Source organism: Trichocoleus sp. FACHB-6 (assembly GCF_014695815.1).
Lineage (GTDB): Bacteria > Cyanobacteriota > Cyanobacteriia > Cyanobacteriales > FACHB-T130 > Funiculus > Funiculus sociatus.
Map to the genome: position 1 here is coordinate 153,251 of NZ_JACJOY010000050.1, position 14,787 is coordinate 168,037.

Here is a 14,787-nt window from a genome sequence, read left to right on the forward strand (position 1 = left end):
TGGGGATTCGGGAAAAAAATTAGGAGATTAGGAATGGCGAGAAAACCTAGCGATAAAAATACCAAGGCTGAAATCTTAGCGGCGTATGAGGAATTAAACAAGGAAAAAGCAGCCATAGAGTCACAACTTAAGCAACTGAGCCAAGCTAAACCACCGGCGATTAAAGATAAACAACCATTAGAATCTTGGACGACTATGAATCAGGGTGCTGCGGCTCAAGAAAAAATGGGTAACGTGATTGAAAGTCTCGCGAAGCTGCAATTAGGCTTTGGTGGTGCTGTCAGCGAATTGTCGGAAAAACTCACCTTAGAAGCTTCTAAATTACAAGAATTCCGAAGTTCTGTAGAAACAGAGGTTACACAATTACAAGAGCTGCACGCTCTAGAAATTGAAGAAGGAATGTTGGATACGCTCATCCAACAATATGAGGAAAGTGCGAAGAAATTTGGCGAGGAACTAAGCCAAAGTCGCGAAACTTTGGAACAACAAACGCTGGAGGAAAAAAACGCTTGGTTCAAAGAGCAAGAAGAACGTAAACGCTTAGTTAAAGAACGAAATGAGACGCTGAATAAAGCTCGACATCGAGATGGAAAAGAATATAAATATGAGCTAGAACTGCAACGCAAACTCAATCAAGATGAGTACGACCAAAACAAGAAAGGATTGTATAAGGAAATAGAAGAGTTCCAGCAAGAAAAAGATAAACAGTGGGCTGAGAGAGAGAAAGCGATCGCTGAACGAGAAAAACAATATGACGAAGCTAAAGCCAAGGTAGAAGCCTTTCCGAAAGAATTGGAAGCCGCTATCAAAAAAGCCAAGGAAGAAGGCAAAGGAATTGCTCATCACCAAGCTAAGATTAAGGCGGATTTGTATGCTAAGGATGTGGAAGTGCAAAAGCGTTTGCACGAACAAAAGATTCAATCCTTAGAGGAGACTATTCGCAATCAAGAAGCACGACTTCAAAGTCTCTCTAAACAACTCGACTTTGCCCTCAAACAGGTTCAAGATTTGGCTGTTAAAGCAATTGAAGGTGCCTCAAATGCCAGTTCTTTCCAGTCATTGAAAGAAATTACTCTGGAGCAGGCAAAAACCTTACAGAAAACCAAGTGATATCAAATCCGGTTAATTACCGATAGAACCTCGCCCCTCCCCGGTGTTCGTGGAGGGGCGGGGTCATTTGATTAATTGGAGCGGGGTGGCTCGCTCCTAGCAACCATTTGTTTCGAGATTCGGACGAGTTGATAAGCGCCAACTTTACCTAGAGTTTGGTATTGATGAGGCGCAAGCTTTGTTTGCTGCAAATATTTAGGCTCGGTAAGAATGAGTACCGAAGGTGGCTTAGCGTCTGTGGCTGAGATCGCTTCAATGTATTCCATTGCCGAGCTAGCTTTGGCAAAGTAATTTACCGGACGCTGGGTGTAAAATACTACGCTGGGCTTTTTGAAGCCAATCATAACGATCGGTTCCCCAGGCCGCTCAACTTGAGCCGCGATCGCGCTTAATTCCCGCAACGGCAACTGACGCGCGTGATCCATCATGAAGTAGGCGGGTGTCAACACAAAGATTATAAAAGCCATAAACCCAATCAGATTGGGACTCCAAAGCCAACGCCACCAGCGTCGCCACAACAGCACTGCGGCTGAAACAGCAGCAGCTCCCCAGATGATAAATCCCCGCACTGGCAAACCGGAATTTTGCACCAGTTGCCGCAAATCTGGCACAGCCGGATCGTATCCTAGAAAATTTGGGCTGTATAAAATACCACCAGCAAGCACCGCCAAAAATACTACGTTGACAATGCCACTCCAGAAGAGTCCTTTGTTCTTTGAGATTGGATGGGAAGGTTGGATGGGAAGGTTGTTAGAATCCAACGTTTGAGGGTTCAAACTTGACGACTCTTCTGTGACCACAGACAAGGGACGACTAACAAAGGTCATCTGTTCGCTGAACAAAAGCGCCACTAGAATCCCCGCTGCTGGCATCAGGGGCAGCACATAGCTGGGAAGTTTAGTTACTGCAACTGTGAAGAAGCCAAAGATACCAGCAAACCAAAACAGGGCAAATAGACCCAATTGAGCAGAACGCGGTTGTTGACGCCAGCGATCGCGTTTCCAAAAGCGCAGTCGCGCGATCGCTATCGGCAAATAAATCGACCAAGGCGCAAAACCAAGCAGCACCACCAGAAAATAAAAATACCAAGGGGCCCAATGGTCATTCACAACGCCCGTGAAGCGTTCAAAATTGTGATAGCCAAAAAACTTATCTATGTAGGCTTCGCCATTGCGCCAAATTACCAAAACATACCAAGGCACTGCTAGAGCCAGGACAATTGCCAAGCCCCTAATCGGGCGCATCTCCCGTAAAACTTGCCAGAAATTGCCCAGATAAAGTAGAAAAGACCCAATAATTAGCACTGGCAACACAATTCCCACCGGCCCTTTGGCAAGAATAGCCAAAGCAACCAGCACATAAAACGCCAGATACCAACGTGACTGAATTGCTGGGCGAGAGGGCTGAGCATAACCAAGAAAAAAGGATAGGATTGCACAACCCATGCAGCCAGTCAGCAGCATATCAGAAACGCCAGTTCGTCCCCAGACGATCATTTCAGGATTCAGGGCGATCAAAGCTGCACCCAGCAGTGCCGATAACCACAACTGGGGAGGTGTACGTTTGCCAACGCTAGATTGCCCCGTCGCCACAGCACCAGAAGTAGCCCCAAAGTATCGCAACGTGTAAAAGGCTAACCCAGTCACAGCGATCGCACTCAAAGCAGAAGGCAGCCGCACCGCCCATTCATTCACGCCAACCGATTTATAAGCGATCGCCATCAGCCAATACACTAACGGCGGCTTATCAAAGCGCGTCTCACCATTAAAAAACGGCGTGATCCAATCTCCCGTCACCGTCATCTGGCGAGCAGCTTCCGCAAACAGCGGCTCCGTCTCATCGATAAGACCGATACTGCCTACATTCCACACAAAAGCCAGCCAGCAAACCACTAGCACCCACAGAATCGATAGCGTCCAAGCAACGCCTGGATGCTTATCCCAATATTTCCACCCACGTCTAAGCGCTTGATCTACCCTAAATTTCATGAAATCCCGAACAGTCCCTCAGTAATGGGCAACCCCAAAGAGCATCTTCCCAGACCTTAATCTATCTGGAAATGCGACGCTCATGCTCAGTTGCAGGGGCTAATACTCTCGCTTGTCCCAGTTGCATTTCCTGACTCTGCCAGTACACGGGAGTTCCCCGTTATTATTCAGAGAAAAGTTTGTCAAATTGTCAAGTTGAAATATTGTCCGGTTCCCACAAACAACCGACAAAATTCTCATTGTAAAACCAGCTGCCATTCCGACACCTGACTATTCCACACAGGCAAAGGTGTCTCGCCCACAACATAAGGCCCCCAGTATTGACGGGAGCCATCCTGGGCAAATGCCACCAGAATATCCCCCTTTTTTAGCTGGAAATTACCATTTGGTAGGGATACAATCAGTCCTTGGCTGCCACCTTCCCCAGGCGCAAAATCCCAGTGTGCAGGCTGCACAGAATAGGGGCGGCTGCTAGGTGAAGACAGCCCAGGAACAGAAGAAAATTTAGTCGGTGCCGTAGCCGCCAGGAACGCCAGCCGAACTGGGTAATCGGTTTGATTACTCACCCGTAAAACCCCCTGAAGATCCGTGACTACGGCTGGTGGAATGACTGAGGGTGGGGAAACTCGGATAGAGTTCGACAATGCAGAAGTCTTGAGCTTTTCCACGCCTTCAGAATTAAGCAACACTGAAGGCTTAGTTTTCTTTAAAAAAGAGGCATCTGGCGACGCTGACTCAGTTTCTACCCTAAACTGCGTTCCCAACACAAAGAGTCCTAAAAGTAAAGCAATCAGAACTCCAGGGTAAACTTTTAAGCTCAAAAGCTTTTTCATAATTTTTAACTGCTTTACCCCGCACCGCTGGCTAGCAATAACTTTCTCCATAACAACAAGCTGCTCTTGAAAGCATCGCCACCCTAATATTATTGAAGCAGGGTTATAGAACGCACGACATCTGAGCATGAAATATTTGCTCAAAGTCTGCTAATGCCAACTTCACTCGTCAGCCCCGATCATGCAAAGGACTCGTCTGAACAATTTTGTTGATGTTATCGCCGCTCGGCTGGGACAATGGCTGAGCAATCCTTGGCGGCGAATATCACTGGTTACTATTAGTCTGCTGTTTGGTGTCTTTCTGGGAACTGCTATTCCCACTACATCGGGACAAACCGCTGAGGTAGATATAATTGCGGCGGGAATTTTGATTTTCTTCACTGAACTCGTCAGCCGATATGTTTATGGCGGGAAGCCGCAAACAAGACAGGCGGCTGTTGGTAATCCCCGTCGCAGTTTACTATCAGAAATTTTGAACGCTCTTAAAATTGGTCTGACTTACAGCTTGTTCATTGAAGCCTTTAAACTGGGTTCCTAATGTTATCTCTGAGTGAAATTCTCAATCGTTTTTTAGCAGGACAAACGCCGACTTCAGCCGAGTTAGAATATTTGGCTTCGGTGATTTTATCAGATAGGCGGCGATCGCTTGCTTTCGGCATTACATCAGCTAATGTTGAGGAAGTTATTCAAGCGCGATCGCATCTCTTACTGAGTGTCTACCCAAATCTCCACCCAGTCCCCATAGAAACTCTCTGGAACCTCTGGCTTCCCTTAGCAATGCAGCTGGCCCAGTCTCAGCAACAGTTGGGACATCCCCTGATCCAGGGAATTTTAGGCGGACAGGGAACTGGCAAAACTACCCTGGCCACTGTCCTCACCTTAATTCTCAAACACTTGGGAAAATCCACACTCAGCCTTTCCCTCGATGACCTCTACAAAACCTATAGCGATCGCCTCGCCTTAAGAAAGCAAGAAAGACGCCTTATCTGGCGAGGCCCACCCGGAACTCACGATATAGACCTGGGTTTAGCAGTTTTGGATCGCCTGCGCCATCCTGACGGACAACCAATTCCCATCCCCCGTTTTGATAAATCTGCCTGGAACGGTGCGGGAGACAGAACCCAGGCGGAAATTGTCCAGGGTGCCGATATTGTCCTATTTGAAGGTTGGTTTGTCGGTGTCCGCCCCATTGACCCAGTTGCCTTTGAGAACCCGCCACTGCCGATTCTAACTGCCGATGACAAGACGTTTGCCCGCGATATGAATGCTCGGTTAGAGGACTATTTACCCCTTTGGGCGCGATTAGACCGTTTGATGGTACTGTATCCAGTTGATTATCGCCTGTCCCTAGCGTGGCGACAGCAGGCAGAACGGGAAATGATCGCTGCTGGTAAATCGGGAATGAGTGATTCAGAAATTAACGAATTTGTCAAGTATTTTTGGAAATCGCTGCACCCAGAGTTATTTATCAAACCGCTAACCACAAATCCCAACTGGGTAGATTTGGTGATTGAGATTAATGCAGACCATTCACCGGGTGATGTTTATCGACCAAGCGATCGCTAATGCCACAACCTACTTGGACACCTCTCCATGCCCAGCTGCACCGAACTCTCTTGCAACGCCCGTTGATTCCCCGTGGAGAGAGGGTATTAGTAGCAGTCTCTGGCGGACAAGATTCCCTCTGCTTAATCAAATTGCTGCTAGATTTGCAACCAAAGTGGGGATGGCATCTGGCAATTGCTCACTGCGATCATCGTTGGCGGAAAGACTCCCAGGAAAATGCCAACCACGTAGAAAATCTTGCCTTAACTTGGGATATCCCTTTCTATCTGCAAATCGCTCAAGAAACCGAAAATATCGCCTCAGAAGCAGCAGCCCGACAATGGCGTTATCAAGCTCTAAGCGCGATCGCACTCGACAACAACTCCCCCTACATAGTCACAGGTCATACAGCCAGCGATCGCGCCGAAACTCTCCTCTATAACCTAATTCGCGGCAGCGGTGCCGATGGCTTGCAAGCCCTTACCTGGAAGCGTCAATTAAATTCTGGGGTGCAACTCGTGCGTCCCCTTCTAGAAGTCACCCGTACCCAAACAGCCCAGTTTTGCCAAAACTTTCAGCTTGCCATCTGGGAAGATTCCACCAACCAAGACCGAAAGTACGCCCGTAACCGCATCCGCCACGAGTTACTACCCTACCTACAAACCAACTTCAACCCAAAAGTTGAGCAATCTTTAGCCCAAACCGCCGAACTCCTCCGGGCAGATGTGGAATATCTCGAAACAGCCGCCCAGCAGCTACTAGAACAAGCTATGAATCAGGGGCTGGAGGCTGGGGACTGGGGGCTGGGTAAGAATCCTTCCGATTCGCAATCCCCAATTCCCAATTCCCAATCCCCAATTCCCACTCGACTAAATCGCATCGTACTGCGTCAAGCACCCTTGTCCCTACAACGCCGGGTTATCCGCCAGTTTCTCTCCTTAGTCCTACCAGTTGCCCCCAGCTTCGAGCAAATTGAAAAGTTGACAGCCTTAATTACAGCTTCCAACCGTTCTCAAACCGATCCATTTCCCGGAGGCGCGATCGCCCAAGTCTGGGGTGACTGGATTTTGTGGAAAATTGAGTGTTGAATTCAGAAAATAACTCAAAACTCAACACTATTTTTACGCTGCATTAAACTGCCCACTCATCAAACTAACGATTACTTCCCGCATCTGGGCAATAGATTGCAGCTGATAGTCACCCGTTTCCTGAACCTGAGCTAAAGTGGACGCGATCGCTTCCAACTTTTGCCGCATCTCATTAACGCGATCCTGATAAGGCTGTAGCATTTCCTGATAAACATTCACCCTGGCCCAAAGTTCAGCTAAAGCCGTCCTCGACGAGAGCAAATTCTGCTCTAGCTGCTTAATTTGGTTGCGAGTTGCCTCTTGTTCGCCAGCTTGATGATCGATCATTCCCTGCGCTTGGCTGATCGAGAGGCGCATCTGCTCAACCTGACTTTCCAGCTTTTGCAGTTCCTCTGATTGTTGTTGTCGTTGCCCGTCCAGCTGACTCAGAACAGGCCCCAAATCAATTTTCTGGTTGTCCTGCCCATCAGATTCCATGACCCCCTGCCGTCGCCGCAACACCCGCTGGTGCTGGTTCAAAATCTCTTCTCGCTCCCGCAGATTTCGGCGTTGACCTACCAGCGTTTCGTCTAGCATTTGGTAGCAATCCTGCTCCTCTGCCAGTTCATTCTCCAGACTCATCCGGTCATACTCGCTGGCTTGGTTGATCTTCGCCTGCAATTCGTCCACCGTCTGGCGCTGAAATGTCAGCTCTTCTTCCTGGTCGTTGACAAAGCGCACCACTTTTTCCAAATCCTGCTGCAAGTTTTGCACAACTTCTTGCAGCTCTCCTAAGGGCATTTTCTCCAGGGCTTCCAGATCGATTTTCTGACTAATTTTGACATCTGCTGAAGTCGTTGCCAGACGGTTAAGTTGCTCGTAAAGCTCTTGTTGGGTTCGCAATTGGAGATCCTGCATCCGAGCAAACTCCTGCTTCATTTCCAGAGCATTCTGAAACACCATCCGCTCCGAACGCGCCTTTTCCAAAGCATTTTCAGCTTGCGTCAACTCCTCAGTGCGCCTTTGCAGCTCTTGAGTTTGCCGATCTACATCTCCTTGCATCTGAGTAGCGCTATTGCGTTGTTGCTCCAGCTGCTGCCAATGCCCGTTAAGCAATTCCTGCTGCCCATTGACAATTTCAAAAGCCAGATTCAGTTGTTCCCGGATCGCTTCAGTGGGCGCGATCGCCCCCGCTAAACGATCCAGCAATTCCCTAATCTTTTGCCCCTGAGCCTCATCTAATACCGTTCCCTGCTGATACTCCGCCTGTCGCTCCTCCAGCCGTCTTGTCTCGCCTCGCAGGTGTTCCCAAGCTCCCTCCAACTCTAGGCGGTTGCGCTCAAACTCCTCCCGCAGTCGCTGAGTTTCCTCCCGCGCCGTGTCAATCTCCTGACGCTGCGCCTCCAGCCGTTCAAAATCTTCATCCAACTGCGCCAGCTGTTCCACCCGCGCTTCCATTTCCATCTCGCGGCGGTTCAGCTCCTGACTCTGATAAGTCAGCGACTGCTTCCACTGTTCAATTTCTTCTTCCTGGGTTTTTGACTTTTCCAGCTGGCGAGAGAAATTTTGCAAAATGCTCACCAACTGCCGCCCCGCCTCCGTCGGCGGACGCTGCACTTGTTTATTTCCACTCAGCTCGACTAACACCAAGACGCCAGCATTAAAATTATTGGCTTCATCGGGAGCGGGAATTACTTCATCAGCAGTCACCGCACTCCAACTCTGGTCAGTCCGCTGACAAGCCAGCAGTTTTAGGTCGGTCTTAAAACCCATTAACCCAGATTTCTGCTTTTGTACTTCTGCTAGATACAGCACACTGATGGTCCTCTTGATGTGTGTTGTGCCTGATTCTTGACCGACCTTTGGCCCAACCAGAGCCATAAGGTGACAATTGCGTAAGGCTAATACAATCGAGATCCTAACCTTTTGTGTCCCTGTTGTGGGAGTGGCAACCCACAAGGCTTTGAAAGAGAGTAATTGGCACCCCGCTCTTAGCCATTATGAGTGGTGGTCAGTTTCCTGTGGAAAAACCCGATGAATAAGCCCGTATTGGCAGCGCCGTCAAGACTTAAATTAAACTAAATATATTTCGATTTTCTGTTTATTTAATATCTAACTTGAAAAACCGCCCAATCTCAACACTGTATGTCAGATAATTTCATTTTCCGTTGAGCTTACCTTCATCGGAAGCAATCTCTAAAGCATTCGTCTTGCTACGAGTCCAGATTCAGGCTAAGCATTTTCACCTCCCCACCAGAACGATCCCTGGTACTGTATTATCTGGTTCAATCCGTTGCCAAAAGAAAAAGGGCATAATTGTAAAGAATTTTATAGCAGACATGGCCAATTAAATCAACACTTCCCCCGAATACAGCATTAACTTTTTTCTTAAAACGGTAATTAGGAGAGCGTTTTCATTACATGCAGGGAACGTTAAATGAAATTGATATACGCAGCATCCTGCAACTGATCGAATTAGGTCAGCGAACAGGGGAATTATTTGTAGAGGCATACAGCCATTGTGCCTCTGGTGCCTCCGAGAGTGCAGGAGCGCGATCGCGTAATATGCCCGGACGCGAAGCCAAACTAAAAGAACCAGGCCCCTTCTGGTTCGTCTTCTTCCACAACGGGCAAATAGCTTATGCTAGCGATGGCACTCTCAGCCTATCGCGCCTGCGCGATTACCTGCGTCGCTACCGAGCCGACACCGCCCTCAACAACCTAGAAGTCCCTGCAATTGATTCCATAAACGCCCCAGAGTACGGCTACCTGTGGGCAATGCTCGAAAATCATATCCTCACACCAGCACAAGGGCGCAGTATCATCCGCAGCATGGTACACGAAACCCTCTTCGACCTTTTGGGCCTCCACCAAGGAGCTTTCATCTTCGACATCGGACCAGCACTAGCACCCCAACTAACCACCCTAGAAATTGCCCCGCTAGTCACCAAAATTATGAAGCAGGTGCAGGAGTGGAAACAGTTTCATCCCCACATCCAGTCCCCTGACCAATGCCCAGTAATTACAGATCCCGCCGCTTTAGGCAACGCCCTGCCGCACAATGCCTTTAACACCCTAGAGCGTCAGCTAGACGGAAAAACATCCCTGCGCCAGCTATCCCGATATTTGAACCGCGATATCTTAACCGTAGCTAGAGCGATCTATCCTTATGTACAACAAGGCTGGGTACAACTACTAAATTCCACCAACGACGAAACCATAGGAGCAGGTTTTAAACCCCCCCGTACCAAAGTAGGCGCAGGATTAAAACCCGATCCAACCCAAGAAACCCAAATTCCTCGTGTTGTCTGTATTGAAGATGATGTTGCCATAGGAAAAACAGTTGAATATACCCTAAATCAACAGGGTTACGAAGCAGTTGCGATTAACAATCCCCTGCAAGCCCTTAGTCTCGTCTTCCAACTCAAACCCGACCTGATCCTCTGCGACCTAGCAATGCCAGAACTAGACGGATATGAAATTTGTGCCATGCTCCGCAAGTCAACAGCTTTTCGGCAAACGCCCATCGTCATGCTGACAGGCAAAGATGGATTTATCGACCGCGTTAGAGCGCGAATGGTAGGAGCAACTGACTACCTAACCAAGCCGTTTGGAGAAAGTGAGTTATTGATGCTACTAGAAAAATACATTGGCCCAGGCGAAAAGGAAGTTATACTCCCCGACAGCACCTACCCTTCCAGCTTAGATCGCGAGATAGAACAAACAGATGTACGGGCCGGGTAAAGAAACACACAGCAGAGGGCAAAGAGAATTTTTTCCCTCCGCTTCTACTAAAAAATTGTCCCGGCTTGGGGCTTAGGCTTAGTTAATGATTAATCTAGGAATAGACTATGGACTAGGGACAGTGAACTACAGACTATCGACTACAGACACCACTGGAGTCATCAGCGCCGGAGCAAATCAGTATATCTGTAAACTTAGCCCCGGCATGAGTCTAAAGTTAGATGGGATACTTGAATTATTAGAAGGTCTAGGGGTGAACCAAGCGTGAGTCGTGAGCGTTCATGTTTGAACCGGCAGACAGGGAGGTAGAGAGTTATGAGTGTAGTTCTGGTTGTAGAAGACAGTCCCGCCCAACGGGCAATGATCTCAGACCTCCTAAAAGGAAGTGGGTTGACAGTTACAATTGCCACTGATGGCGTAGAAGCCTTGGAACAAATTCTCAAGTCTTGCCCCGATTTGGTGGTATTGGATATTGTTATGCCTCGAATGAATGGTTATGAGGTTTGCCGTCGGCTCAAAGCTGACCCAAAAACTCAGAATGTTCCAGTGGTAATGTGTTCCTCGAAAGGAGAAGAATTTGACCGCTATTGGGGCATGAAACAAGGTGCAGATGCTTACATAGCCAAACCTTTTCAGCCAACCGAGCTGATTGGTACGGTAAAACAGCTGCTACGAGGCTAAAAATCAATTAAAAATTAAAGATGAAAACTTAAAAACTTTTTCTTCATTTTTAATTTTTGATTTTTAATTAGAGGAGATGGGATGGTAGGCAATCCAGACTTTTTAACAAGCAGCGGTCAAGATCACTCACCGGATTTTCAGGAACTAGAGAGTCCTGAAGGCGAATTACATTTGCGTTTCTACGTTCCTTCAGGTAATGAGTTTGCCTTGGGAGCAAGTGGAATTCGCGAAGTGATTTCCTCGTCACCAGACAGGATTACTCCCATTCCCAATGCTTCTCCCTTACTATTGGGAACACTAAACTGGCGCGGACAAGTGATTTGGGTGGCAGACTTGGGTCAATTTTTAGGGGATTCCCAACCTTTGAATACAGATAAACCGGAAATTCCGGTGATTGCCGTTGAAGACCAGGACACTATGTTAGGTTTAGCTGTTGACCGTATTGTAGGGATGGACTGGCTTGATATCGATCAGGTGCAAATGCTAACCAACGTTCCAGACAGTATGGCGCCTTTTTTGCGAGGCGAGTGGTTGTTAGATGAAGCCAGCAATCAGTTTCTGAGATTGTTAGACCAAGTGGCAATTGTTCGCTCAGCGCGGTGGGCGGCATGAAAAGGCAAAAGTAAAAAGGCAAAAGGCAAAAGAAAAAACTTTTTTGCAGTTTTATATTTCTTTTTTTCTTGATTTTTACTTTTTACTTTTTACTTTTTACTTTTTACTTCTTTAGCTGGGGAAGGCAAATGAAATCAAGTACCGATTACTCACAAGAATATCAACACGCCTTTTCGGCATACACTCTGGGTAACTACGAAGAGGCGGCTACTATTATCGATCGCTTGGTCGAACATTATCCGGATGATCCGAATGCTCGAATCCTGAAAGGTCATATTTACTGTTATGGGTTACGGCAGTATGACATCGCACGGGAACAATATGAGTTGGTGCCTAGCCTTACTGACAATGCAGAATTTATTGATTGTGCCAACAATGGAATAGAATACGCTGTTTCTTGTCAAAACTACTCGGAATCAGTGGGTGTATCTGATACGCCAGTTGAAACGTATGAGTCAGGCAACCACGAAGAGTTCGCGGATGGTGACAATTATATTCCTGAAGGAATAGGGACATGGAATTCTCTGGAAGATCCAGACCCTAACGAGGCATGGAATTCCTTGCCAGCTTCAGACATGGAGACGGAAAATTTCGGCTCTCTAGATGATTTTGACTCCGGAGATTTTCAAGATATAGAGGCTTACCCAGAGGCTGATCCTTTTGGTAATCAGGCTTTTGAGAATTCAACTCCGGAGACACCAGCAAGCTATCACGATCCGTTTGTACAATCGTGGTCTGAAAACGATTTGGACGATCCGGTAGCATCCAACAATCCGGCTTTGTTTCCTATCGATGCCTTTAGTGACTTTGATGAACTGCCGAATGATGAATTTACGGGTGATGACACATTCGATATTAGTCAAAGTTCGACATATGAACTTCCAAATGCTGCTGACTCTTTAGAAACAAACAATTTCGAGCGCTTCCCTCTTGAAGATGAAACTCTTTTAATGAGGGCAAAAGAGCTGGAAAACGATCTAACTCCAGACGACAGTTTTGGATATGATAGCCTGGGTTCCACAGACGACACTGAACCGTATGGAACGATAAGTGACTCGATAGGCTCCCGAAATCGGTCGTTTGAGACTCATCCTTACCATGAAGACGTAACTTTTGTATCTCACTCAGACCAAAACGGCAACAGCGCTCAAGAGCATTTTGATTTTGAGGCTTTTGACGAAGCAATTAACTATGACTCGCTGGATTCGCTTTCAACAGATACTCCCAGTAGTAGCGGACTACATACAAGTAGCAGCGACTTTTTAGACGAATTTGGTGATTTTGGCGATGATTTAGCTAGTATTCCGGATTTCGATCTGCAACGTGAAGGCAATAGTCAAGGATTCACTTCGGGAAATTCAGACTTGAGTGGAATTTCCCGGCGATCTTCGCCCAAAGATTTTGTCCGGAAAGTAGATAAGCGAATTCCATCTGGACAAGCTGGCGATCTGGGTACTAGCGTTCAGGATGATGAAAATTTCACCTTCACTGGAACTAGCGAACAAGTACCGCACTTTTCCCCAGATGTTACCAGAGCTGAGGCAAACGTTACGGTTGAGCAAGGGCCGCTTGCTTTCTATGAAAATGCTCCTTTAAAAAGAAAACCGCTGATTGCAGCTGCGATCGCAGGAGTAGTTTCCGCCATCGTCGTCGCCGTAGTTAGCCAAATCTCCGCCAACGCCTCTCCCCAAGCCAACAAAGGCCCCATTGTTAACCATCTCCGCAGCACTGGCTGGGTCATGACTCTCTTTGCAGGTGCCGCCAGCTTTGGCACAACTTTAGCTTTAGGGCGAATCACCACCCAACAAATTAAAAGAGCCACTGAAGACCTGCAAAACCAATTTGAATCAGTTTCGAGTGGCAATTTCAACGCTCAAGCTACTGTCTACACAGAAGACGAATTTGGCACCCTAGCCGCTGGCTTTAACCAAATGTCTCGCGTTATCCTGATTACCACATCAGAATCCCAACGTAAAGCCGAAGAGCAAGAGCAAGCCAAAGAAGACTTACAACGGCAAGTTATTCGACTGTTGGATGACGTGGAAGGTGCTGCTCGTGGGGATCTCACCGTACAAGCAGAAGTCACCGCCGACGTGTTGGGAGCGGTTGCCGACTCGTTTAACCTGACAATTCAAAACCTGCGGGAAATTGTGCAGCAGGTGAAAATGGCAGCGCGACAAGTTAGTAAAAATGCTACTGATAGCGAATCTTTCGCCCGTAGTCTGTCAAGTGATGCCTTGCGTCAGGCAGAAGAGTTGGCAGTAACTCTGAACTCAGTTCAGGTGATGACCGGATCGATTCAGCGCGTTGCCGAGAATGCGCGAGAAGCTGAAGATGTTGCCCGTGCCGCCTCTGCTACCGCCCTCCGGGGTGGTGAGTCGGTGGAAAGGACTGTTGCTGGTATTCTGCAAATCCGGGAAACTGTAGCAGAAACTACTCGAAAAGTCAAGAGGCTTGCGGAATCTTCCCAGGAAATTTCCAAGATCGTCGCCTTGATTTCCGGAATTGCCTCCCGTACTAACCTCTTGGCGTTAAATGCCAGTATTGAGGCAGCACGGGCTGGCGAAGCAGGTCGCGGCTTCGCGGTGGTGGCAGATGAAGTGCGACAACTGGCAGACCGAGCCGCAAAAGCTCTTAAGGAAATTGAGCAGATCGTGCTACAAATCCAGCAGGAAACGGGTTCGGTGATGACGGCAATGGAAGAAGGCACCCAGCAGGTAATTGAGGGAACTAAACGGGCAGAACAGGCAAAGCGCAGTTTAGAAGACATCATTCAGGTGTCAAATCGCATTGATGCGCTAGTGCGTTCGATTACCGCTGACACTGTGGAACAGACAGAAACTTCTTCTGCTGTGGCTCAGGTGATGCAGTCGGTGGAACTGACCGCGCAAGAAACTTCACAGGAAGCTCAGAGGGTGTCAAATGCGCTGCAAAATCTGGTCGGCGTGGCGCGAGATTTGCTGACTTCCGTGGAACGCTTCCGCATCGAAGCTACCGAGGGAAAATAAGGGTCAGTTGGCGTTGTCAGGTTGGAAGGTGGGAAAGTTGTTAAAACATGACTTCGTTTCAAGAAGTTGAAAAATCTTGCCTGAAGACTGACTAACGGCTAATGGCTAATGACTGGTGATGTCGATTTTGAGTAGATTGGGTACATTAAAAGCAATCTACTCAACAGACAGCACTCAGCAATCATCAGGGACACACAGG

Annotated in this window: 12 protein-coding genes; 9 read left to right on the forward strand and 3 right to left on the reverse strand. The window is 47.8% G+C overall.

Features of this window, described 5'->3' with window-relative positions:
- Positions 1 to 33: 33 nt before the first annotated feature.
- On the forward strand, positions 34 to 1,110 hold the full coding sequence (locus tag H6F66_RS09715; RefSeq protein ID WP_190420600.1) for a hypothetical protein: 1,077 nt from the start codon (positions 34 to 36) through the stop codon (positions 1,108 to 1,110).
- Positions 1,111 to 1,181: 71 nt separating this feature from the next.
- On the opposite strand, the gene H6F66_RS09720 is transcribed toward H6F66_RS09715, so the two are convergent.
- Together H6F66_RS09720 and H6F66_RS09725 are read right to left on the reverse strand one after the other, a co-directional pair.
- On the reverse strand, positions 1,182 to 3,098 hold the full coding sequence (locus H6F66_RS09720) for a glycosyltransferase family 39 protein (RefSeq protein WP_190420601.1): 1,917 nt from the start codon (positions 3,096 to 3,098) through the stop codon (positions 1,182 to 1,184).
- Positions 3,099 to 3,334: 236 nt separating this feature from the next.
- Complete coding sequence (locus tag H6F66_RS09725) at positions 3,335 to 3,931, reverse strand: hypothetical protein (protein ID WP_190420602.1); 597 nt, start codon at positions 3,929 to 3,931, stop codon at positions 3,335 to 3,337.
- Positions 3,932 to 4,112: 181 nt separating this feature from the next.
- Here H6F66_RS09725 and H6F66_RS09730 point away from each other — a divergent pair, with 181 nt between their 5' ends.
- The 3 genes from H6F66_RS09730 to tilS are packed head-to-tail and all read left to right on the forward strand — an operon-like array spanning position 4,113 to position 6,564.
- Positions 4,113 to 4,469 carry a DUF565 domain-containing protein gene (locus H6F66_RS09730; protein WP_190420604.1) on the forward strand — a complete coding sequence of 119 codons (357 nt, stop codon included), beginning with the start codon at positions 4,113 to 4,115 and terminating at the stop codon, positions 4,467 to 4,469.
- A complete protein-coding gene (locus H6F66_RS09735; RefSeq protein WP_190420606.1) occupies positions 4,469 to 5,497 on the forward strand; it encodes a glycerate kinase in 1,029 nt (342 codons plus the stop codon). Before H6F66_RS09730 ends, H6F66_RS09735 begins: the two co-directional genes overlap by 1 nt.
- Positions 5,497 to 6,564, forward strand: a complete 1,068-nt coding sequence (gene tilS / locus H6F66_RS09740; protein ID WP_190420608.1) for a tRNA lysidine(34) synthetase TilS — start codon at positions 5,497 to 5,499, stop codon at positions 6,562 to 6,564. The genes H6F66_RS09735 and tilS overlap by 1 nt, the downstream gene beginning before the upstream one ends.
- Positions 6,565 to 6,597: 33 nt before the next feature.
- Here tilS and hmpF read toward each other — a convergent pair whose 3' ends face one another.
- Positions 6,598 to 8,358 carry a pilus motility taxis protein HmpF gene (gene hmpF, locus H6F66_RS09745; RefSeq protein WP_190420609.1) on the reverse strand — a complete coding sequence of 587 codons (1,761 nt, stop codon included), beginning with the start codon at positions 8,356 to 8,358 and terminating at the stop codon, positions 6,598 to 6,600.
- 606 nt (positions 8,359 to 8,964) lie between these two features.
- Between hmpF and H6F66_RS09750 the strand changes: the two genes are divergently transcribed.
- The 5 genes from H6F66_RS09750 to H6F66_RS09770 all read left to right on the forward strand — a co-directional run bounded on the left by H6F66_RS09750 (position 8,965) and on the right by H6F66_RS09770 (position 14,588).
- Entirely contained in the window at positions 8,965 to 10,287 is a 1,323-nt protein-coding gene (locus H6F66_RS09750) for a response regulator (RefSeq protein ID WP_190420612.1), read from the forward strand.
- A 121-nt stretch (positions 10,288 to 10,408) separates the two neighbouring features.
- The gene (locus H6F66_RS09755; RefSeq protein WP_190447935.1) at positions 10,409 to 10,555 is read left to right on the forward strand and encodes a hypothetical protein; all 147 of its coding nucleotides are present in this window, start codon (positions 10,409 to 10,411) and stop codon (positions 10,553 to 10,555) included.
- A 47-nt stretch (positions 10,556 to 10,602) separates the two neighbouring features.
- Positions 10,603 to 10,968 (forward strand): response regulator, encoded by a 366-nt coding sequence (locus H6F66_RS09760; RefSeq protein ID WP_190414517.1) that lies wholly within the window; start codon positions 10,603 to 10,605, stop codon positions 10,966 to 10,968.
- An 81-nt stretch (positions 10,969 to 11,049) separates the two neighbouring features.
- Positions 11,050 to 11,580, forward strand: coding sequence for a chemotaxis protein CheW (locus H6F66_RS09765; RefSeq protein WP_190420615.1), 531 nt, complete (start codon positions 11,050 to 11,052; stop codon positions 11,578 to 11,580).
- Between the two features lie 128 nt (positions 11,581 to 11,708).
- Positions 11,709 to 14,588, forward strand: a complete 2,880-nt coding sequence (locus tag H6F66_RS09770) for a methyl-accepting chemotaxis protein (RefSeq protein WP_190420617.1) — start codon at positions 11,709 to 11,711, stop codon at positions 14,586 to 14,588.
- Positions 14,589 to 14,787: the final 199 nt, after the last annotated feature.